Source organism: Pedobacter sp. AK017 (assembly GCF_014200825.1).
Taxonomy (GTDB): Bacteria; Bacteroidota; Bacteroidia; order Sphingobacteriales; family Sphingobacteriaceae; genus Pedobacter; species Pedobacter heparinus.
In genome coordinates, this window is sequence record NZ_JACHCW010000008.1 from 66,132 (window position 1) to 89,297 (window position 23,166).

The 23,166-nt window shown below is 41.8% G+C and carries 16 protein-coding genes; 7 read left to right on the top strand and 9 right to left on the bottom strand.

All coding sequences use genetic code 11. The features are described 5' to 3' along the window. Window positions 1–13: 13 nt before the first annotated feature. From HDC92_RS12795 to HDC92_RS12835, 9 genes are all read right to left on the bottom strand, one after another. Entirely contained in the window at window positions 14–1,045 is a 1,032-nt protein-coding gene (locus HDC92_RS12795; RefSeq protein ID WP_183875017.1) for a GntR family transcriptional regulator, read from the bottom strand. 22 nt (window positions 1,046–1,067) lie between these two features. After that, complete coding sequence (locus HDC92_RS12800) at window positions 1,068–4,196, bottom strand: glycosyl hydrolase (RefSeq protein ID WP_183875019.1); 3,129 nt, start codon at window positions 4,194–4,196, stop codon at window positions 1,068–1,070. An 88-nt stretch (window positions 4,197–4,284) separates the two neighbouring features. Beyond that, window positions 4,285–5,829 carry a RagB/SusD family nutrient uptake outer membrane protein gene (locus HDC92_RS12805; RefSeq protein ID WP_183875021.1) on the bottom strand — a complete coding sequence of 515 codons (1,545 nt, stop codon included), beginning with the start codon at window positions 5,827–5,829 and terminating at the stop codon, window positions 4,285–4,287. A gap of 65 nt (window positions 5,830–5,894) precedes the next feature. Continuing rightward, window positions 5,895–9,224, bottom strand: a complete 3,330-nt coding sequence (locus tag HDC92_RS12810) for a TonB-dependent receptor (RefSeq protein ID WP_183875023.1) — start codon at window positions 9,222–9,224, stop codon at window positions 5,895–5,897. Window positions 9,225–9,658: 434 nt separating this feature from the next. Further along, the gene (locus tag HDC92_RS12815; protein WP_255484523.1) at window positions 9,659–10,264 is read right to left on the bottom strand and encodes an RNA polymerase sigma factor; all 606 of its coding nucleotides are present in this window, start codon (window positions 10,262–10,264) and stop codon (window positions 9,659–9,661) included. Window positions 10,265–10,330: 66 nt separating this feature from the next. Then, complete coding sequence (locus HDC92_RS12820; RefSeq protein ID WP_183875025.1) at window positions 10,331–11,071, bottom strand: YoaK family protein; 741 nt, start codon at window positions 11,069–11,071, stop codon at window positions 10,331–10,333. Between the two features lie 99 nt (window positions 11,072–11,170). Further along, window positions 11,171–11,551 carry a PH domain-containing protein gene (locus tag HDC92_RS12825; RefSeq protein ID WP_183875027.1) on the bottom strand — a complete coding sequence of 127 codons (381 nt, stop codon included), beginning with the start codon at window positions 11,549–11,551 and terminating at the stop codon, window positions 11,171–11,173. 389 nt (window positions 11,552–11,940) lie between these two features. Next, window positions 11,941–13,467 (bottom strand): glycoside hydrolase family 10 protein, encoded by a 1,527-nt coding sequence (locus tag HDC92_RS12830; protein ID WP_183875029.1) that lies wholly within the window; start codon window positions 13,465–13,467, stop codon window positions 11,941–11,943. An 83-nt stretch (window positions 13,468–13,550) separates the two neighbouring features. Continuing rightward, a complete protein-coding gene (locus HDC92_RS12835; protein WP_012781507.1) occupies window positions 13,551–13,997 on the bottom strand; it encodes a KTSC domain-containing protein in 447 nt (148 codons plus the stop codon). Between the two features lie 104 nt (window positions 13,998–14,101). On the opposite strand from HDC92_RS12835, the gene HDC92_RS12840 reads away from it, so the two are divergent. The 7 genes from HDC92_RS12840 to HDC92_RS12870 all read left to right on the top strand — a co-directional run bounded on the left by HDC92_RS12840 (window position 14,102) and on the right by HDC92_RS12870 (window position 23,166). Continuing rightward, complete coding sequence (locus HDC92_RS12840; RefSeq protein ID WP_183875031.1) at window positions 14,102–14,443, top strand: hypothetical protein; 342 nt, start codon at window positions 14,102–14,104, stop codon at window positions 14,441–14,443. Between the two features lie 123 nt (window positions 14,444–14,566). Then, a complete protein-coding gene (locus HDC92_RS12845; RefSeq protein ID WP_183875033.1) occupies window positions 14,567–15,472 on the top strand; it encodes a sugar phosphate isomerase/epimerase family protein in 906 nt (301 codons plus the stop codon). A 34-nt stretch (window positions 15,473–15,506) separates the two neighbouring features. Beyond that, window positions 15,507–16,190: a response regulator transcription factor gene (locus HDC92_RS12850; protein ID WP_183875035.1), complete on the top strand. Its 684-nt coding sequence runs from the start codon at window positions 15,507–15,509 to the stop codon at window positions 16,188–16,190. A 5-nt stretch (window positions 16,191–16,195) separates the two neighbouring features. Further along, entirely contained in the window at window positions 16,196–17,554 is a 1,359-nt protein-coding gene (locus tag HDC92_RS12855) for an ATP-binding protein (protein ID WP_183875037.1), read from the top strand. Window positions 17,555–17,622: 68 nt separating this feature from the next. Then, window positions 17,623–18,912 carry a TolC family protein gene (locus HDC92_RS12860; RefSeq protein ID WP_183875039.1) on the top strand — a complete coding sequence of 430 codons (1,290 nt, stop codon included), beginning with the start codon at window positions 17,623–17,625 and terminating at the stop codon, window positions 18,910–18,912. Between the two features lie 9 nt (window positions 18,913–18,921). Beyond that, entirely contained in the window at window positions 18,922–20,019 is a 1,098-nt protein-coding gene (locus HDC92_RS12865; protein ID WP_183875041.1) for an efflux RND transporter periplasmic adaptor subunit, read from the top strand. Window positions 20,020–20,046: 27 nt separating this feature from the next. Then, a complete protein-coding gene (locus tag HDC92_RS12870) occupies window positions 20,047–23,166 on the top strand; it encodes an efflux RND transporter permease subunit (RefSeq protein ID WP_183875044.1) in 3,120 nt (1,039 codons plus the stop codon).

Here is a 23,166-nt window from a genome sequence, read left to right on the forward strand (position 1 = left end):
GTTTAAATTTCGGTTATAAGGACTTTCTTAAGTTAACTTCACATTTTAATTCTATATGCTTTCTGTAATTTTGTAAGATCATATGGGCAGCTTCTCTGCCCATACACCCTGAATCCGTGGAAATGGTAGTGATTCCTTCCAGGATATATTTTTTTAACGGTGTTTCATTGTATGAAATAATGCCGATATCTTTTCCGGCCACAAAGTTTAATGTTTTCATCTTTTCAATAACTAAAAGTAACTGCGTATCCTTTAAACAGATAAATACTTCACCCTTGTTAACCTCTATAAATTCATTCACTATTAAAACTCTGCGCTCAAAGGCATAATCCTGACAAAATGAATTAAAACCTTCCGTCAATTGGTCCGGATAATAACTGTGATAGGGAAGCAGCAAGTTAAGGGTATGAAATTTACTCAGCGGCTTCAGCAATTTCTGGAGAGACTGGTATATATCGGCCTTGAAGTCCTCATAAACCCCACCATAATTTCCCTTTATCTGGTCAATTTTTCTGTCCAGCAAGATCAGTTTATGTTTGGGCAAACGATTGATGAGCTCATACTGCTTCTGGAAAGGTTCGTTGAAATGGGCCATGATCACATAATGTGTATATCCATTACCAGCCTTAGCAATAAGCTTCTCAAAAAGGGCGGTATCATTATAGTAGACCTGCAAATCTACCAATGCCCTGCTGCCCAGGGTTGCCACAAAATGATCATAAAAGACCTTTTTGTAATCACTTAGCTTGTTGAGCAGCAAAAAAATCTGGATGGACCTGCTGAAAGGTAGCTCACTGACGAAATATCCTTTGCCGGGCCATGTCTTTAACACGCCCAGTTCTTTAAGGTATTTATAGCTGAGCTCCACGGTATAACGCTTAACTGCAATTTCTTCCGCCAGTTTGCTCAACGATGGCATTGGATCATCTTTTTGAAGCAGGCCGGTTTCAATAGCTCTTTTAATAAATCGGGCAATTTGCATATACTTAGGCATCACCAGGCTATGGTCAATCGAGATAAAATTTGCCAGGGTAACATTTTTCATAAAAACAGCGCAAACTTTATAGTTATTTAGAATATTTAACAACCTTAAAATCTTCCATTAGACCGTAGGGAAGCGTTTCATATTGATCTCCGGGGGGGTATGATTTCACACGCCAATGATCAGGGCCAACCATACCGGGTTCTGGCGAATTGTGGTGAGGGCCCAGCAGGTTTTTCAAACTACCAATAACCTTAACTTCAACGGTATTGTTCCCTGGCTTTAAATGCCTGGTGATATTTAAATTATCAGGTTCGGAACTAATAAGGCCGGCTTCTTTTCCGTTGACATGCACAACTGCCACAGTTCCGGCCCATTTACCAAGCTGCACCACATAATTTGCATTAACGTCCCTCAATTTGAGATTTTTCTGGTAAGTGATATCATGCCCATACATCGGCAGTCCCTGCAGGTTCCAGGCACCAAAATTAAGTGGCCCCGGAGCTACAACTCTCCAGCCTTTATTTGCAGATTGCAGATTGAAATCCCCAAGAATATAGATCGGCTCAATCTCGGCATATATCCGCATCGGATCTACCGATAAGGCAATTGTATTGTCGCCGGGGTGTAGATAATTGCCAATTTCGAGTACCGAAAACGAGCGGTCTAACCACCATTTACCTTTTGCGGGTTCTATTTTTACACCATTGATCCGGATGCTGTTCCATAAATACCCTTGCTCTACAACGGCCCGTAGTTTTTTAAACCCTGTATTTTTTTCTATGTTAAAATGGTAACTTGCTGTAAATCCAGAACCAATTTTGAAAGTATCACGTTCAATGAACCGTTTTCTAAACTGCATCTGGTGATCCCATGGATTTCGTTTAAAACCATTTCGGGTAAATGCCAGTTTCGAAGCAGTGGAAACATGTAAGTCCCGAATTAAACTGTCCTTCAGTTTTAGATCACAAAAATCTATCATAAGTGTATTTTCAGCAGGTCTGATCACTTTAGATACATCCGTTTTCATTACAGATCCTTTTTTTAATGACCGTTGAGCGCTATATCCTGAACGTTTTTGATTAGAAACAAACAGCAAAAGACTTCCGGCGGCAGGTAAGTTAAACCGGACCAGAATGTTCCCATTCATTACCTCCTCCGGGTAATCCGATAATTCACCTGTAAATGCATCCATAAGAATCGCGTCACGCCCGCTAACCTCCAGGCTTCCTGTTGCAGGGCCGGTCATGCTGGCATTCGCAAGGAAGATCAGCTGTCCGTCATTTAGCTGCCTGCGGTGGTGGTAGAGGTTTCCAATCGAATCCTCGGCACTTCTGGAAATTTTAAAATCCCTGGAAGAAAAATGTTCAGCTATCAGCTGTTCATTAAGGTCCGGAAATTGCCGTACATTTTTTTTATTGGCCAGTTGATTCTTCACAACGTCTGTATGCCTGCCATCAAGAAAATCCAGCGTTGCAAACTGGACCACTTTTCCTCCCTGAGCAACATAATCCCTCAGAAGACTGAAAGTAGCAGCATCAATATTTTCCATTCCAGGTGGAATGACTACCGTTGTATAAGCCGTTTTGCCAACCATAAATTGACCACCCGAGACATTCCCGTGATCTTTGATCACATTTTCTGAACCCAGATCATACTCTACCTGTGCTTTTTCGAGCCTGGTCACAAAAGCCTGAAAAGCGTTTCCTATCTCATTAAATCTATCCAGCTTCCTGCTCCTGGAAACATACATCCAGGCAGATGTGGTGGGTGCCAGGACCAGTATTTTATTTTGTTGTGTACCCGTAGACAAAGCAAGGGACAGCCGTGCAAAATATTGGTTAAGAGGCTTATAATGAGACCACCAGGGTGCATGATAAGAAAAACTTGGTGGATAATCGTATTTCCTGGCACCTGTAAGTGTGGTCATCGATAAATGCTGGTTCAACAGGTTAACACCAAGTACATACTGCCAGTCGGCAAGTCGCTTCATCTCCTTAAAAGTCAGTTCCCAGCCTGCACCACCATACGTTTCGCTCAAAGTCCGCTCTTTTCCCAGCTGATTGGCCACACTGGCCAGCTCTTTAACTGACCGTATATTGCCAAATTGTGCATTAGGGCTTTTTTCATCAAACTGGTTAAACAACATGTCAATTCCAGGGTACTGGTGGTAAGCATACATTGCCATATTATCCGGTACGTCATTTGGATTTGGCCAGCCGTGTTCCCAATAATGGCCGGTCCATTTAAGTTTATTTTTTTCCGTGTAGGCATACATTGGTTTAGACCAGCGGTCTATAAACAATTGTGACAGCACAGTAAAATAGTTATGTCTTACTTTTCTCCAGTCTCCGGTTTCTTCAAAAAGTGAAGGCAGGTGCTGAATAAGGTCATAGTTCCAGGTAGCCTTAAATTCGGTAAAAAGATCAGGTGTCCATCTGACATTTCCTGCTCCCTGTGCGGGTATGCTTGGTTCGTCTGAAAAAATTCCAGGTACAGTTTTGCCGAATTCCTTACCTGCTACTTGTTCGTACCCTTTAAAAGTGACATCTATAAACTTCTGCGTCACACCTTTTACCATTAAATCTACATAAGGAAAATCCGGGGGGCCAACCATTCCGGCCTGCTTTCCGTAATACACTTTATTGAACAGATAATAACTTCCCGACTTTCCTTGCTCTTTGCTTTTCTCAGCAGTGATATCAATCAATTTACCGTTCATTTCCTTTAAGGCAATAAACACCTCATGATCTGCTGTCGGAAACACGGATGTTTTTGTCATCCTTAACATTTGTCCCTGGTTATAGGATTCGGGCATCTGTTCAGGAACAAGCCCTCCCGCAAAGCCTGTTGGGTAAGAATTTTCGTCATAAATCCATACATTTAAACCCAGCTCCTTACCTTTTTTCACGGTGTATTGAAAAAGATCATACCACTCTTTTGATAAATATTCAGTGATCAGACCCGGCCGGGGATGTACCATCACCCCTCCAAATGCATTAGTTTTAAAATCCAGCATTATAGAATCGATGATGCCTCTGGTCATTTTAGTATGCCATACCCAAAACGGAACAGAGCCATAATCCTTTGATGGATTTTTAAAGTTCTTTTGAAGCAATTCAAAGTCGCTCCCAGGTATAGGTTTGGTTTGAAAGCCAAATATCAAAGTGATGGTAACGATTACAGCGCCAAACGTGATGTTTCTTAATTTCATATTGTGTCTATTGAATAAGGCCTATAAAAGGCATGAAAGGACAGGATCAGCCTATACGCTTTCACGCCAGTAGAGCACAGCTTATATATTAATAACCTTGGTTCTGCACCAGCAAAGGATTAATATTAAGCTCTGCCTTCGGGATCGGAAATAACAACTTATCATTAGTCAAATTATACGCAGCAGGGTTCACCCTTGAATCGAGTTTCATTTTTGTACCAAAGGCAGTCATCACCTGAATGGCCTTGCCTGTTCTTAACAGATCAGTCCATCTCTTATTTTCAAAAGCCAGCTCGATACGTCTTTCTTTAGCAATGATATCGCGTAGTAAAGTCTGGTTGGTTTCCGTTATCGGGCTCAGTCCTGTTCTTTGTACCGTCCTTACCTGATTAAGATATGGAAGTGCTTCAGGTGCACGATTTTGTTCATTTAAGCTTTCGGCAAGAAACAAAAGCACTTCTGCATAACGGTAAATTGGCCAGTTGTCGTCCATATTATTTACAATAGTATGCGGATGCATATACTTTTTGATAAAGGGTTTTGCAATTTTTCCGGCAGGGGTTACGTAGCCTACTACGCTTTTTACGGCACCATATACAAAATCTCCATTAGAATTATTTGTACCTTCAACAATAGCAATTGAAGCATCCAGTCGCTTGTCACCTGGCTCATAGCTTCCAATCAGATCCTGAGTAGGAAAATTTCCTCCGGCACCGTTAATCAAACTACTGTTAAACCCTGTAATTACTGTTGTATTGGCAGTTGCAGGGATAAACTGGTAAAGAAAATTACTTTGCTGTCCTTCTGTAGCGCCTTGTTTGTATTGTATTTCGAATACCGACTCCCGTAAATTTTTATTGGCAGGAAGAAAAACGGAAGCATAATCAGGCATGATCTGGTAGCCAAGTTGTGTAACAGCTTTAAGCAATACTTCTGCTTCTGCATACTTTTTTTGCACCATATAAACATTTGCAAGCAATGTTTTTGCGGAACCAATGGTCACTCTGCCACTTTGAGGAAAAGTTACGGTTGGGGGCAACTTGGTAATTGCGTCCGTTAAATCAGCTACTATCTGCGCATAAACATCAGCTACGGGTGCGCGTGGAATAAGGGCTTGTTCAGCATTGGTAACTTGGTGCAATAATAGTGGCACACCTCCGTAAAATTGTACCAGGTCAAAATAGAAAAATGCACGCAGGAATTTCGATTCCGCTTCTATGGCGTTTCTGGAAGTAGCAGAAAAAGTGGCATCTCCAATCCTGTCAAGAATCAAATTGGTCCTGGCTATGCATTCGTAAGCAGCATAATACTTACCTGGGGTTTGTGCATTTAATGCATCATCCAGAAACTCCGCTACGTTCTCTTTTTGAACTATGGCCACGCCCCTGTTTTGCGGAAAAAATTCGTAGGTGGTATTGTCTGATCGCATTTCGCCCATTAACCAGCCGTGTGTTCCCGCATATCCTCTTAGCGCTGCATATGCACCGATCAGTGCCTGGTTAAATTCATCTTCAGTTTGAAAGTAGGTCTTTGTATTTAGCTGGTTTTCGGGAGCGAGATCAAGAAAGTCCTTAGAGCAGGAACTCATACTTAACGATAAGGTTAAGAAAATATATAAAATCTTATTTTTCATTTATCCAAAGTTTTTGATTTTCATCGTTGTTTATATTTTAATATTTGAGCGGAAGTTTGCCGATACTATAATCCCATATTTATTCCAAATGAAATTGTTCTTGGAATCGGGTAAGTTACCACGTCGTTACCTAGTTGTAAACCATTCAGATTGTCACTTGAGTTACTTGCTTCCGGGCTAAACCCTGGCCAATTGGTAATCACAAATGCCTGCTGTACACTGGCGTACAGCCGCAACTTGCTGATGTATTTATTTACAGGCAGCTTTAAGGTGTATCCTAATGAAATGTTTTTACAGGTCAGATAGGAGGCATCGTGGATGGCATTGGTATTGATCGTTCTGTATAAAGCTGTAGTATTTACCCCCGGCAGCTGCAGCGTCCGTGGTGTCCGTCCATCACCTGGATTTGCTTCTGAACGCCAGGGATCGATATTTTTATATACGTTAAATGCATTTCCATCTAAATTACCTGCACTCTCGTACATACCGTCACGCATATCATTACCAATGGAACCTGAAAACGAAATACTCAGATCGAAATTTTTATAGGTCAGATCGTTGGTAAAGCCCAAAAGAAAATCAGCATTAGGATTTCCTATAATTGTGCGGTCTGCGGAAGTGATTACTCCGTCGCCATTTACATCTCTCATTTTAACGGTTCCTACGCGTGAAGTTGCATGTTTTGCAACCTTGGGATCATCAAACTCTGCCTGGGTCATGTATACGCCATCGTTAATGTAACCGTAATACAATGACAATGGGGAACCAACCTGATTGATAAAGGGCGTACTGTATTCATTAGCCGGAAGATTGGGTATGTCACTGGCACCTAAGTGAATGATCCTGTTCCTGTCAAAAGATATATTGAAATTGCTGTTCCACTTCACAGCGCCAGTCAGATTTTTAGTGCTTAAAGCAAATTCATGCCCCCAGAACCTGAATTCTCCGGCATTAGAAGTAAAGCTGGTGAAACCGGTAATTCGGGAAACCGGAACTGTAGCTAACATCCCGTCCGAAACTTTACGATAATAATCGTAGGTAAGGCTAATCCTGTCGTTAAATACATTAATGTCTATACCTGCATCAAACTGCTTGTTTCTCTCCCATCTTAACAGGCTGTTACCCATGGTACTGGATGCTTTTCCCTGGGCCAATGTGTTATTAAATACATAATTGGAACTGCTGATCAGCGGTTGAGCGGTATAATCTCCGATCTCGTCATTGCCTGTAAGCCCATAACTTGCCCTCAGTTTCAGATAGCTGATTACAGGCAACTTTGCCATAAAGCCCTCATCACTTACAATCCAGCCAGCAGAAATGGATGGAAATGTACCGTACTGACTGTCAAAACCAAAACGGGATGAGCCATCCCGCCTGATGGTACCGGATAGAAAATATTTGCCCTTGTAATTGTAATTTAAGCGGCCAATAAGCGACAACATCCTGTTTGCGTTCATACTCGTACTTGCAGTCTTGGTTCCGGCAGCATTTACGGTTTTTAGCGATTCATCTGCATAATTGGATCCGGTAATTGCATTGGCATCACGTCTGTAATTTTGAATGGTATAACCTGCCAGTGCGTCTATATGATGGTCTTTAAACAAGCTGGTTTGATAGGTCAATATATTCTCATTTAACCAGGAGTAATAATTAGAGGTATTGTATTGTGCCGTAACTGCACTTAAAGGCCGGGGATTAATGGCGTTAAATCCTACTGAAGCTTCACGGTTCACAAAAATGTTTTGAACGGCACTTGCATAATCAACGTCTGCTCCTGTTTTAATCTTCAGGCCCTTAAGGATCTCAAACTCTACATCGAAATTTGCCAGCACACGGCTCAGCTTAACTTTATTATCTGTATTCAGGGCCTTGGTCTCCCAGTTTGGCATGTTTAAAAGGCCAAAGCCACTGGTTTTTATCACCGGACTGCCATCTGCATTATAGCGGGGCATATGGGGAGATGACAGCAAGGCACCTTCAATAATTTGCCGCTGCCCATCAGTAGCAACGTTTGCAGCATTATTGTCCAATTGTATAGAAGGTGCAATATTAAATCCAATCCTTAATTTGTCCGTTGGCCTGAACTCATTATTGGCCCTAAAGGAATACCGTTCAATACCGGTATTTTTTACAATCCCTTGCTGGTTAAAATAGCCAGCAATTACACTTGTAGACGATTTATCCCTATAGTCTGAAAATGAAAGGCTATAGTTCTGAGTTGGTGCTGAACGAAGCACCGTTCCCAGCCAATCTGTTCCAATGCCATATTGTTCAGGATTTTGATATTCTTCCGGAATTGTTCCTGTAAATCCTTCATATTTTATTTTATCTTCATAAACACCTTTCATATATGCTGCGAACTCCTGCCCGTTCTTCACCTTAGGATCCTGGCTTCTGTCTAAAGCTGATGTCGCGTAATAGGTATTAAATTCTAACCGGGTTTTACCGGGTTTCGCGCGCTTGGTGGTGATAATGACCACTCCGTTTGAAGCGCGGGAACCGTACATTGCAGACGATGCAGCATCTTTTAAGACCGTAAACGATTCTATTTCATCCGGATTTATATTATTGATGGCAGCCTCTCCTTCAAGTGGCTGTCCGTCAACCACATATAGCGGAGTACTATTCCCACTACCAGATGCAGCTCCACGTATGCGCACACCCATGCCCTGTCCCGGTTTTCCGGTATTCTGGTTGATCTGAACGCCGACTATTTTACCCTGAAGTTTTTGGGCAAACTGTGCAACCGGCATATCCTGCAATTGTTCGGCATTGATCTGGGCAATAGACCCGGTAATTTCACGGCGTTTTTGTGTACCGTAGCTCACCACCATTACCTCATTCAATTCGCTATTCTGTTCAGTTAGCTGAACCTGAATTGATTTGCGGCCTTCAACAGGAATTTCCTGGCTTACAAATCCTATGTAAGAAAACACGATTATCGCTTTTGCAGGTACATTAATTGTAAATGCACCATTACTATCTGTACTTGTACCTGTGCTACTTCCTTTCACCTTTATACTCACACCAGCTAAAGGGACACCTTTACTATCCGTAACAATTCCGCTTATCGTATTTTGTAGCGCATGCGCTATCTGTAAATCCTGGCTTTTGAGCACTATGGTCCCATCAACAACCTGATAAGTAAAGGACTGATCACCAAATACCTTTTTAAGTGCGTCGTCCAGATCAGCGTTCTTAAAATTGACGGTAATTGGTCTGGCATCCCTTAAGACTTCCTTTTCGTATAAACAGGTGAATCCAGTTTGTTTTCTGATTTCCCTGATTACTTGTCCTAATCCGGCATTCTTGACAGATAAAGTTAGCTTTTGAGAAAACACAGTGGCAGAACTTTGAATTGTGAACACTGTTATTAAAAATATGGTCATCTTCATTGCCAGTGAAAATTTAGTTTGGTTAGTTTTTGAAAGATTTTTTAAGGCAATACACCCCAATATCGTTCTCTTGGAGGGAACGTAAAAATTCATACATTTGTACGGTTAAGTTTATAATTGATTAATTGCTTAGCAGCGATGATTTGACTTGACTTCAGACCGGAAATGTCTCACCATTCCGGTCTATTTACAAGAATTCTGTTTCGTACTTATCTGATCATAATTTCCCTCCTTTACTTCTAGCTTAAAATTAATTTTACAAGTCTTATCCATATGTTGTAGCATGTGTCAATTGCCGCATTTTCCAGAATACGATCAATGGCTTAACATATGGTATAGACGATTCAGAAGATTCGATTGGCTATATGAAAGTGAAATAAATTTTATTAAATAAAATTAAATAAAAAAGAACCTGATTTTTTAATCAAAAAAAATCATTTATTTAAGATATAGATCACAAAAACTATAAGACCTAATTTATTTTTCAGGTGCTTGGTGGCATTTTTTAATTGATTTGATACCGTATGTTCAGAAATACCCAGTTGCGATGCAATATTTTTGGTGCTTTCATATTGCTTATATTTTAGCTCATAAATTTCCCGCATTCTTGGTGGCATGGCGGCAATTTCTTTCTCGATCATTGCCGCAATTTCTTTTTCTCTGATCAGATAATCAGTTTCAATGGTATCTGTATTAATCTGCAACGTATGTAACGCTGCATGTTCTGTAACAACCTTATTGTGTTTCCAGATATCCAATATCTTATTCAGTACTGATTTATAGAGGAACCCTGATAAATAGGTTTTCAGCACAAATTTTTCCCTTTTTTCCCAAAGGCCGATAAAAACATCCTGTACCACATCTTCCGACTCTTGTTTGTCCTGCAGCTTACGATAAGCATAAGCATATAACAAACTATTGTACCGTTCGTAGATTTCCATAAACGCTGCATCATCTCCATTCCGCAAAAGTACGGCCAGTTCAGAATCGCGGAGATTTTGATAATCCTTCATCTTACCTGCTACTGTGGTTTCATGCATTTAGAAAGCAAGATTAAACAAAAAGTATCAATGTTTGTAAAAAACGCTTAAAAATTTAATCCAAAGCTATTCACCTTCATTCCGCCGGAATCTCAATTGCCGGTATAAACGTTTAATACTGATCCTAAAAATGTCATACACTAAAGTATACAGCAACACAGCAACCGGAAATAAAAAGGCATGAAAGTGAAAATGGTTAAACAGGTAAGCACCCAGAATTGCCCCAAGCAAAAAGAACAGCACAATTACCATACGCAACGTTATCCTCGAGCGTAAACCGGCATTAGCCCAGTTCCCTGTTTGAATTGCCTGGGCAAGCTCGATCCCAAGATCAGTAAAAGTACCGGTAAGATGCGTAGTCCTTACCACAGAGCCAGATATCATAGATACCAGCGCATTTTGCATTCCCATTATAAAAAGCAAACTCCCTGCAAAAAACTCCTTTGTCATCAGGCTTCCGTCGTATTGGTAACCAGTTAACCCCACAACCAACAAAACACCCAGCTCAATCAGAATTGGAATCACGTAAGAAAACCGTTGGTTACGGCCAATTAGCGAAACAATCATGCTGGAAATAAAAGCCCCGGCAAGAAATAGGAACATCCACAATGCCACCACCCTTGCCGTCAACCAGTCGCCCATGGCAATCCGCTCAGCAAACAATGCAGCATGACCAGTAACATTAGTGGTCAAAACCGAAAATCCCAGAAATCCGGCAGCATTTACAAACCCGGCAGTAATACAAAGCAACGATGCCAGTTTAACGTTATGCCGGTAAGTCCGTTTAATACCCAGATGCCTTAACATACTCAAAATTAAACATTCCCACCTGCAATATCCAACTTAATAAGAATGATTCCCTAACGTCAACCAAATTTACTCTTTTGAAAATGGCAATGAGCGTTACTATCCAAGAATATGGTGTGCAAGTACTTTCTGTACCTCAAAAACATTTACTGATTTATTGAACTTCTTCCTGATACTTGGAATAGTTTCACTGGAAACCCAGATCTTTAATTCCGCATCCAGATCAAAAGTACCAGCAGTTTCAATGCTAAATCTGGAGATCGCTTTATAAGCAATAGAAACATACTCTGTCTTGCTGCCGGTCAATCCCTGAACATCAACAATGATCAGCCGCTTATTGGTAAAGATGAAAGTATCCCGTATCAATTTAAAACCCAGTTCAATCTCTTCATTATCTATAAGCAGTGTCCCGTAGTTTTTCCTGAGGTCATCCTGACTTACCGCACCTGCATTGCCCATTAAAGCTGAAAATAATCCCATATCGTTTATATTTTATCTGATTTAATTAGAGTCAACAGAAGGAATAAAGTTACAGTCCCTCCTAAACTCTCCCACTACACACTCAGAATTCTCTAAATCAACCCACATTTTATGACTTACATCCATTATATGTCATCAATTTACCCCTACCCTACTGATGTCCGTTTGCTATTGTTCCGTAAGCAGTTAGTACAACCAGTCCATGCCCGGTATACACTCAATTACAACCGAACCAACGCCGGCCATGAAACGAGCGTGAACCGGGCATGCCATAAACCTGAAGACCAATGACAGCAGTACAACAGCAGCCCAGCAGGCTTATAGCTAATAACTGTGTTTGAAAGAATATTATCTCTGGGTATTAAAAAGAAAATTGACCATTCTCTTCCTTAGAGCAAAACGGCCATTTTTTCACTTTCATTCCCCGTTCTGTCCACTGCACTTACAGCAATTTTATTCAGTTTAACACCAGCCTCCAGTATAGACTTCACTAAAAATCTGTCCTGACGGTTCAACACCACATAATTCCAGGTATTGCCATACTGATAATAAACCACCCATCTGAATACATCTTTCGCATCAGCATGGTTCCAACTGATCTTTAACTGTCCCTGCTGCACATCTGTTTTTACAACAGGGGCCGCCGGGGCCTTATCATCCAGCCATGGGCTGGCCGGAACAAGGGCCTGTTTTTTATAAGGGCCTTCTACAATTCCTTTAATCAGTTTTTCGTGTTTGGTTAAACCGGCAATACTCCAGTGTACCGCCCCCATACTATTAGGGACCATACCACGTGTAATCATGATCTGGTTGATCACCTCGTCTACATTTTTGTCATCACCACCTAAACCTACGTTCATACCCGGCCACAAATGCCTGCCCATCGTATTTTCACTTGCCCACCAGCCTAGTAATACCGGAAAGCTTTGCTTTATCGTATTTACGCCCCAATACAATTGTGGGGTAAAATAATCAATCCAGCCTTTGTTTAACCAGAATTTTGCATCAGCGTACAATTTATTGTACTGATCCATACCCTCAATAGACGCAGGATAACCTGGTTTCCATATACCAAAAGGACTTAAACCAAACTTTACATATTTCTTTTCAGCTTTAATCTCTTTATAAACCCTTTCTATAAACTGATTTACCCCCTGCCTGCGCCAATCGCCACGGGAAAGTTTACCTCCACTTTTCTGATAAGCGGCCCAGCCAGCTTCATCAGGAAAATCTGCCCCTCCATTATAAGAGTCATAGGGATAAAAATAATCGTCAAAATGTACACCATCGATATCATAGCGCTTTACAATATCTTTAACCACTGCAGCAGCATGGTCCTGTGTACCTTTATTGGTTGGATCCATCCAGTACTGTCCATCTTTCAGCTTAACCACCAGGTCGGGACGCTTTTTAACAATGGATGCTTCAGTGATTGTTTTTCCTGAACTGTGATGGGCACGATATGGATTAAGCCAGACATGCAGCTCAAGTCCGCGATCATGTGCCGCCTCGATCCAAAATTGCAAAGGATCATAATAAGGATCGGGAGCCTGTCCCTGCTTACCGGTCAGAAAAACAGACCAGGGTTCCAGGTTACTTTTATAAAGTGCATCTGCCTGCGGTCTTACCTGAAATATGACCGCATTGAAGTTGTTATTTTTCAGAAAATCGAGTAAAAAGATGGCCTCTTTTTGCTGTTCAGCAGTACTTAAACCAGGTTTTGAAGGCCAGTTGATATTGGCGACCGAAGCGACCCATGCCGCCCTGAACTCTTTGGCTGCCTTGGGCAGATCTGACTGAACCTTAGGCTCAGCAACAGTACTAACTTTCTTACTGGTACTGCAGGAATAAAAAAACAGGCTGCTGCAGCACAGTGCAAGCAGACCTTTTTTAAGGAGGTTAAAAGAAGTTTTCAATAGTTTATTGGCTTATTGTATGTACCACAAAGCTACAAACTATAATTGGTCTTAACCTATAAGTAAAACATTTTTTACAGCCTTTAAGCAGTTTGCAATTTTGCTATATTTCTGTAAGGGAATGCAGGGAAAATATGACGCCTTGCAAACCTGCCCGGCGAATCGGCATTAACCAGTTTCACATATATGGCTTTGGGAACACCAAAATACTCATAAGCACTGCCATCCAGAAAATGTACGGTAAGTACCAGGCCAGCCCAGTTATAATCGGCTATGCCACAATTGGTAATGGTTTGTGTATATTCATCTAAAGACAGGGCCAGTGTTTCAGGAGCAATACTCACCAGGAAATGATAAGCTTCAATGATCTCCTTGCTTTTGGTTTCGGCTTCCAGCTTAGCGGCTTCACTATCCTGAAACTTGTCAGGGTGCCAGTCTTTCATTAAATTCCTGTAAATGGTCTTTAATTCTTTCAATTCGGCATCCTTTTGTACACCCAATAGTTTTCTGTAATCAGTGATCTTCTTCATAAAATTACACAAAGGTAAGGAATTTTATTTCTTCATCAATTCTTCATTCTATTACCTCAACTTTACATCAACAATTAACGAATAGAATTTTAAATAAAAAGATCATGAAAAAGTTATTAGGATTAATCGCAATTATGGCACTGGGTGTAACAACAACATTTGCCCAAACCCCGGCTACTGCTACTGCTCCGGCAAAAAAAGTGGTAAAAAAAGAAGTTAAAACAGTTGCGGCCCCAGTTAAAAAAGACGCTAAAGCAGCCACAACAACTGTAAAAACAACTACAACAACTGCAGCCAGCACCTTAAAAAAAGATGGCACCCCTGATATGCGCCTGAAAGCAAATAAAGCCAAAGCAGTAACAAAACCAGCTGCTCCTGTTAAAAAAGACGGCACGCCCGACATGCGCTACAAAGAAAATAAAGCTGCAGCAAAAAAAAATAAATAGTGGTTTAATGGTTTGATGTGAAAGAGGTGTTTTTCGGCACCTCTTTTTTTATACCCTAAAAAAACATAATTTGCCTGCAGCTAAATTCATTTCAGCGCATACTTAATTACAAAAAAGAACCTCATGAAACAATCACGCCGCAGTTTTCTGACCCAAATCGGTCTTTTATCAGCCAGTCCATTACTCGCATCCTCTGATTTACTGGCCTCAACATTGCCTGCTCCGGCAATTCAATATGGGTATGCCGCAATTACCTGGGGCAATGATATCAAACAATCCATTCTTGACATTTCTTCACTTGGATTTAAGGGAATTCAGCTGAGGGCAAATGCCTTTACAGAATTTGGACAGAAACCTGAAGAATTGATCCAGCTGCTGAAAGCGGCAAAACTGAAGCTGGCCATGTATTCGAGTGGCAATGCCAATATCAATACCGGAAACGATGAGGCCGAAATTGCCAAGCATGTTGAAAGTGCCCGTTTTGTAAAAATTTTAGGGGGCAGCAGCATTCAGCTGACCAATTCATCAAGACCTAAAACTGGTGAGGTAAGCAATGAAGACCTTGTAAAATACGCTAAACTATTAAATGAGATCGGCAAACGCACTGCTGCTATTGGCATAAAAACAACTTATCATAACCACATGGGGCAACTGGGACAAACCCCTGAAGAAGTGGACGTGATCTTAAAGCATACAGATCCGAAATTAGTGAAGCTTTTGCTGGATATCGGTCATTATCAGCAAGGTGGCGGAGACCCTGTAACGGCCATAAAAAATTATAAAGACCGTTTGGAATGCCTGCACATTAAAGACGTAAAAGATACCAGCGACGCCAAAGGTTTTATATTTGTAGAGCTTGGGCAGGGGCGTGTTGATCTGCCTGCGGTATTTTCGGCCTTAAAAGCAATTAATTACAGTAAATATGCTATTGTTGAACTGGATGCAGTTCCGGTAAAAGGCCGCACGCCCCTGGAAAGTGGCCAGATTACCCGCGATTATTTAATCAATAAACTCGGGATCACTATTTAAGGCACTTACATTCCGTCCTTTTATATTTGGAAATATGTTTAAGATTGGATTAGCAGAAGATGACCCTAAAATAGCCGATCTGATTAAAAGCGGGCTGGAAGAACAAGGCTATGAAATAACCAGTATTGCCGATGGACAGCAGGCATTGGAAAGTTTTGGCATAAACCATTTTGACCTTGTTATTCTGGATATTATGATGCCGGGACTTAATGGAATAGAGCTTTGCAGGCAACTCCGCAGCAGCCATAAAAACCTGCCCATCCTGATGCTTACCGCACTGAGTACGGTAGACGATAAGGTAATGGGTTTAAAGGCGGGTGCCGATGATTACCTGGCCAAGCCTTTCCATTTTAAAGAGCTGCTTGCCAGAATTGAAGCGCTTTTACGCAGGTACAGCACCGGTACTATCCAAAAGCAACACCAACATGAACTTACTTTTGAAAACATTACTTTAAATACCTACAGCAAAGAGGTAAAAAGGGCCGGCATCAATATTGAGCTTACGGCAAAAGAGTTTACACTTCTTGAATTATTTTTACGAAACCCCAACAGGCTCTTGTCCAGACAGTATATTGCTGAAAACGCATGGGACATTAACTTTGATACCGGCACCAATGTGATTGATGTATATGTAAATTTTCTGCGCAATAAAATTGAAAAGGGATTTGACAGAAAAGTGATCCACACCAAAATAAATATGGGTTATATCCTTAAATAGCAGGCATGAAGATAAAAGACCGTCTTGCCTTATATTTTACCTTAAGCAGCACGCTGATCATGATGGTCATCTTATCGGCCATTTATTTTACCTTCCTTAAATTTCTGGAGGCTGATTTTTTTGCCCGCCTAACCGACCGTACCATGGTTACGGCAAAGCTGTACCTGGAGGCGGATGAAATTTCGCAGGACTCGCTCAATAAGGTAAGAAGCATGTACCTGGAAAAATTAAACGGAGAGGTGATCAGGATCTATAATTCAAAAAATACTGCGGCATTTATTGGCGATGACCAGCAATACTGGAGCAATAGCACCATCAATAAAGTAAGAGATGCGGGTAAATTGAGGTTTAAAGACGGAGAAAGACAGGTTGTGGGCATTTACTATAAAGATAACCAGGGCGATTTTGTGATCATTGCTTCGGCAGTAGACCAAAGCACCCATTACCGCCTTGATAAATTGCGCAGGATCATGCTGATCATCTTTGTGATCGTAGTTATCGGACTGCTGCTGTCGGGCCGCTGGATTGCCAACAAGATCTTAAGCCCTTTGGCACATTTTATTGAGGAGGTAAAACAGATTAAATCCAGTAATCTTCATTTCAGGGTGCATGAAGGGAAAAACAAAGATGAAATTAACTTACTGGCCCAAAATTTCAATAACCTGATGGAGCACCTGGAACAGGCTTTTGTATTGCAAAGAACCTTTGTGGCCAATGCTTCGCATGAGCTGAGGACACCCATTACCAGGATGATCATTTCTGCCGAGCTTTCCCTTTCTCAGGAAAGGGAAAAACAGGATTACCGTAAAGCCTTAAGTTCTGTACTGGAAGATGCCGAAAAGATGGAAGGTATTATTACAGGATTGGTGAACCTTGCGCAGACCGATCTGGAATTTGCCTCATCACAGCTTAGCCCGGTCCGCATTGATGAAACCTTATGGACACTGCAAAATGAATGGAAGCAGTCGGCCGCACTTAACCTCCGGATCGACATGCGGAACCTTCCTGAAAATGAGCGTGAACTGCTGATTAAAGCCAACCCTGTTCTGCTTCATATTGCACTCAATAACATCATATCCAATGCTTTTAAGTTTTCGGACAACAAACCCGTCTATTGCCTGCTTGATATGCAGGACACAGCAATTGAACTTTCTTTTACAGACCAAGGGCCCGGCATAGCAGAAGACGCATTTACAGAAATATTTAAGCCCTTTTACAGTGCTGCCACAGAAAGCAGGCACAGGGGAAATGGCATGGGGCTTTATATGGCCCATAAAATCATTACTCTTTATAAAGGCCAAATCAGTGTAATGTCGGAAAAAGGCCATGGCACTACCATTAAGGTGGTTTTCCCTAAACTTTAATCCCGTTTTAATTTCACTTTAATTTTTGTTTAATGCTATAGCGATAGGTTTGACCAAACACTATACAAATGGTCCGCATATCGTTAAAACGCAAAATCCTGTTGAGCATACTGTTGCTGTTGCTTACAGCGGTAACTGTAACAGCCCAGTCGCAAAATACCATTCAGCTCAGTTTAAAAGAGGCTGAAAAACTTTTTGTACAAAATAACTATCAGCTCCTTGTTCAGCAATACCAAACCGATCAGGCCCGGGCCGAAGTAATTACTGCCCGCTTGTTTGACAATCCTGAAATCAGTTATGAAAACCTGTTGTACAATCCTGAAACCAGGAGATTTCTGGGTACAAGCTGGGCCACCGGCCAGTACCAGGCCTCGGTATCACAACTGATCAGGCTGGCAGGGAAGCGGAATAAAAACATCCAGCTGGCCGCATCCGGGGTTAAAATGGCCGAATATCAGTACTTTGACCTGATGCGTAGCCTGCGCTTTAACCTCAGTTCTACTTTCTACAAAACCTATTACAACCAGCAGTCGGCCAAAGTTTACGAACAACAGATCAACTCGTTAAAGCTGCTGCTAAGCGCCAATGAGCAACAGTTAAAACTGGGCAATGTAGCCCTTAAAGACATCATCAGGATCAGATCTCTGCTTTATACCTTGCAAGGTGAGTACAGCACCCTGATGAATGAAATTGAAGATTCACAAACGGAACTTAAAATACTGATCAGCCTGCCGGCAAATTCCGATCTGTTGCTGCTTGTATCTCCGGAGGAAGAGCAAAACTATCAACCTGACAAACAGGTATATACCAATTTACTGGATTCGGCACGAAACAACCGTGCAGACCTGCAGCTGGCTAAAAGCGGAATTACCTATGCAGAAAACAACCTCAGATTACAAAAGGCCAATGCCGTACCCGATGTAGAGCTTTCACTGAGTTATGATATGAAAGGAAGTTATCCCGAAAACTATACGGGTATAGGCATTAAAATGCCCTTGCCACTGTTCAACCGCAACCAGGGAGAACTTAAAAAAGCCAGGATTGCCCTGGAAGCCGGGAAAACCCAATTGAAGCAACAGGATGCACAACTGGAAAATGAAGTATACAACAGCTATACCTCGGCCCTGCGTACCGAAAACTTATATCAGGGTTTTGACAAGAATTTCAATGCTGATTTTGATAAGCTGATTGCCGAAGTGATCAAAAATTTCAAAAACCGAAACATCAGCCTTATTGAGTTTTTGGACTTCTACGACTCCTACAAGGCCAGCACCCTGCAGATGAATAACTTAAGATACGAACGTATGAACGCCAAAGAAGAAATCAATTTTGTAACCGGATCTAACATTTTTAAATAAACGCACATCATGCAAAATACATTAAAAAACATCGGTATGTCCATCACTTTGTCTGTTGCGCTGTTCCTATCCAGCTGCACAGAACAGGTAAATGAAACGCCTAAAGATGAAAAGTTTGAACTGACAGACGCAGTGCTGGAAAGACTGCAGATAGATACGGTAAAAGGTGCCGATAACCAGACCGACATCAACTTCTCGGCAAAAATTACGGCCAACGAAGAAAAAATGGCTAAAATATACCCCATGGTAAGCGGACAGCTACAAAATGTACCGGCAAAGCTGGGCGACCGTGTAAACAAGGGACAGTTACTGGCTACCATGACCAGTGCCGAAATGGCCGGCTTTGACAAAGAGGCCATCAGCTCTTCGGCTGAATTACGAAATGCACAACACAACCTGAAACTTACCGAAGACCTGTACAATAGCGGCCTTGCATCAGCCCGGGAACTGGAACAGGCCAAAAATGAACTGCTGGTAAAACAAGCTGAAGATAAAAGGAGCCGTTCTATTCTGAACCTCAACGGGGGCAATAAAAATGGGATATATACCTTAAGATCACCTTTATCTGGTTTTATCATCGAAAAAAATGTAACCAGTAACATGCAGGTAAGGCCAGACAACAACCAAAACCTGTTTACGGTGGCCGACCTTTCCGATGTATGGGCCCTGATCAACATTTATGAAAGCGACATTTCTAAGGTAAAAGAAGGTGACGAAGTGAACATTTCCATTCTTTCCTATCCGGACAAACCTTTTAAAGGCAGGATCAGTAAGATCTATAACATGCTCGACAACGACAGTAAAGTAATGAATGCACGGGTGCTGATCAACAATCCCGGTTATTTATTAAAACCAGGCATGATGGCCAGTGTACAGATCAATACAAAAAACGGGACCAGTTTACCCTCGGTAAATGCCAATTGTCTCATTTTCGACAACAATAAATATTTTGTACTGGTGCTGGACAAAGTAAAGAAAATCAGGATCCAGGAAATAGAGCTGGGCAGGAAATTTGAAGACAAAGCTTATGTGAGCAAAGGGCTGAATGCCGGCGACCGTGTGGTAGCTTCTAAACAGCTCTTCCTTTACGATAGCCTCAAACCATAAATTCATCACCTTTAAATACAAGCTATAATGAATAAATTCATTAAGTCTATCATAAATTTTGCCCTTAAGAATAAGTACTTCATTTTTTTTGCAACTTTTATCCTGGTCCTTGCCGGTTATTTAAGCTTCAAGCATACCACTATTGAGGCTTTTCCTGATGTGACCAATACCAATATCACCATTATTACCCAATGGCCTGGCAGAAGTGCTGAAGAGGTTGAAAAATTTGTTTCACGTCCGCTGGAAATTGCCATGAACCCTACCGAAAAAAGGACCAGTATCCGCTCCTCTTCCCTCTTTGGTTTATCGGTGGTAAAGATCACATTTGAAGACAATGTTGATTACCAGTTTGCCCGCGTACAGGTAAACAACCATCTTGACGAGGCAGACCTCCCATCTGGAGCCAGACCCGAAGTACAGCCCCCTTACGGTCCTACAGGCGAAATATTTCGCTATACACTAAAAAGTGATAAGCAATCGGTAAGGGAATTAAAAACGCTGCAGGACTGGGTGGTACAACGCGAGCTGCTCTCTGTTCCGGGAATTGCCGATGTGGTTAGTTTTGGTGGCGAAGTTAAAACCTATCAGATTACGGTAGACCCTCAAAAGTCGTTACAATATGGCGTAACCGCTACTGAGCTATTCAATGCTGTTTCCAAAAGCAATATCAATGTTGGAGGTGATGTAATAGAACAAAGTGGCCAGGCCTATGTAGTGAGGGGTATAGGGGTGCTCAATAACATTGATGAAATTAAAAACATTATTGTAGATAATTTTCATGGGACACCTGTGTATGTTAAAACCATCGCCGAGGTAACAGAAGCTGCCCTTCCCCGCCTGGGACAGGTAGGCCGCGACCGTGATCCGGATGTGGTAGAGGGTATTGTGGTGATGCGTAAGGGCGAAAACCCCAGCGAAGTGATCCGCGCCCTGAAGGAGAAAATAAAAGATGTTAATGACAACATTTTACCGGGCGATGTAAAAATAAGCCCGTTTTATGACCGTGAAGATCTGGTCAATTTTGCAACCCATACCGTAATGCACAATATGCTGGAGGGTATCATCTTCGTAACACTGATCGTGTTCCTTTTTATGGCCGACTGGCGTACCACACTTATTGTTTCAGTGATTATCCCGCTTGCATTGCTTTTTGCTTTTATTTGCTTAAAGCTAAAGGGGATGTCGGCCAACCTCCTTTCTATGGGTGCCATTGATTTCGGGATCATCATTGATGGTGCAGTAGTCATGGTAGAAGGGATTTTTGTGGCGCTCGACTATAGTGCCCATAAAAATGGGACAGAGAAATTCAACCGCATGAGCAAACTTGGCATCATCAAAAAAGCTTGCCTGGAAAACGGCAAGGGCATCTTTTTTGCCAAACTGATTATCATTACCGGCCTGATGCCCATTTTCACCTTCGAAAAAGTAGAGGGCAAGATGTTTTCTCCGCTGGCCTGGACTTTAAGTTTTGCCCTACTGGGTGCTTTGTTATTGACATTTACCCTTGTACCTGCCATGGCCAGCGTATTGCTAAACAAAAATGTAAAGGAAAAGCACAATATCTTTCTGGAATATCTTACCAGGGGGGTAATGAAAACTTACAACAGGGCATTTAAAGCCAGAAAAATTGTTTTTATCAGTGCTTTGGTCGTTTTGGTCATCGGTTTTTTCAGTTTCAGGTTCCTGGGTACTGAGTTCCTGCCTTCATTGGATGAAGGCTCTATTTATGTAAGGGCCAGTGCCCCGCTTAGCGTTTCCCTGAATGAAACAAAAAAACTGAGCAATGAGATGCGAAAGATCTTTTTGAGCTTTGAAGAAGTAAAACAGGTGATGTCGCAAACAGGCAGGCCAAACGATGGTACCGATGCCACAGGTTTTTATAATATGGAGTTCCTGGTAGATATTTATCCCAAATCGGAGTGGAAACGAAAAGAGAGCAAAGAACAACTGGTACAACGTATGCAGGAAAAGCTGAAACGTTACCCCGGCATCAGCCTGAATTTTTCCCAGCCGATATCTGATAACGTTGAAGAAGCCGTATCGGGTGTAAAAGGCTCTATTGTGGTAAAGATGTTTGGCAATGATTTCAGTTTTATAGAACAACAGGAAGAAAAAATAGCGCACATTTTAAAAACTGTTCCCGGCATTGAAGACCTTGGCATTTTAAGAAACCTGGGCCAGCCGGAACTCAGGATTAACCTGGACCAGAGCAAAATGGCTCTGTATGGGGTAACCACGGAAGATGCCAACTCCATTATCGAAATGGCCATTGGCGGTAAAGCGGCTACCCAGATCTATGAGGGCGAAAGAAAATTTGACCTCAGGATCCGTTATCCTGAAGATTTCAGGAATGATGAGGCTTCAATAGCTGCCCTGCGTATCCCTACCCTTTCAGGGGCAAAAGTACCACTCAGTGAAATATCCACTATCCGGAAGATCACCGGTCCAAGCATCATTTACAGGGATAAACACCAAAGGTATGGTGCCATAAAATTTTCTATCCGCGGCCGGGATATGGGCAGTACCATAGCCGAAGCGCAAAAAAAAGTAGCAGCAGAGATCAAACTGCCAAAAGAATATAAGCTGGAATGGGCAGGCGATTTCGAGAACCAGCAAAGGGCAACGGCCAGACTGTCGACCGCAGTTCCGATCAGTTTACTGCTGATCTTTTTTATCCTGTTTGTGCTGTTCGGAAATATAAAAGATGCGCTTCTTGTTTTAAATAACGTACCTTTTGCCATGGTTGGCGGCATACTTGCCCTGCTCATTACCAAAGTAAACTTCAACATCTCGGCAGGAATAGGGTTTATTGCATTGTTTGGTATCTGTGTTCAAAATGGGGTGATCCTGATTACAAGGTTCAAAAGCAATATGGCCGAGCTGAAGCACCATCCGACCTGGACCTTTGCAGATGCCATACGGGATGGTGTAGCCACAAGGTTAAGACCGGTAATTATGACCGCGATGATGGCTGCTATAGGACTGATGCCTGCTGCTTTATCAACAGGTATAGGTTCGGAAGCTTCCAAACCACTGGCCATAGTGGTAATTGGCGGACTGATTACCAATACATTCTTCAATCTTTTTGTATACCCGATAGTTGTATACTGGGCTTATCACAAAAGAATGGCCCATTTAAAACATTAA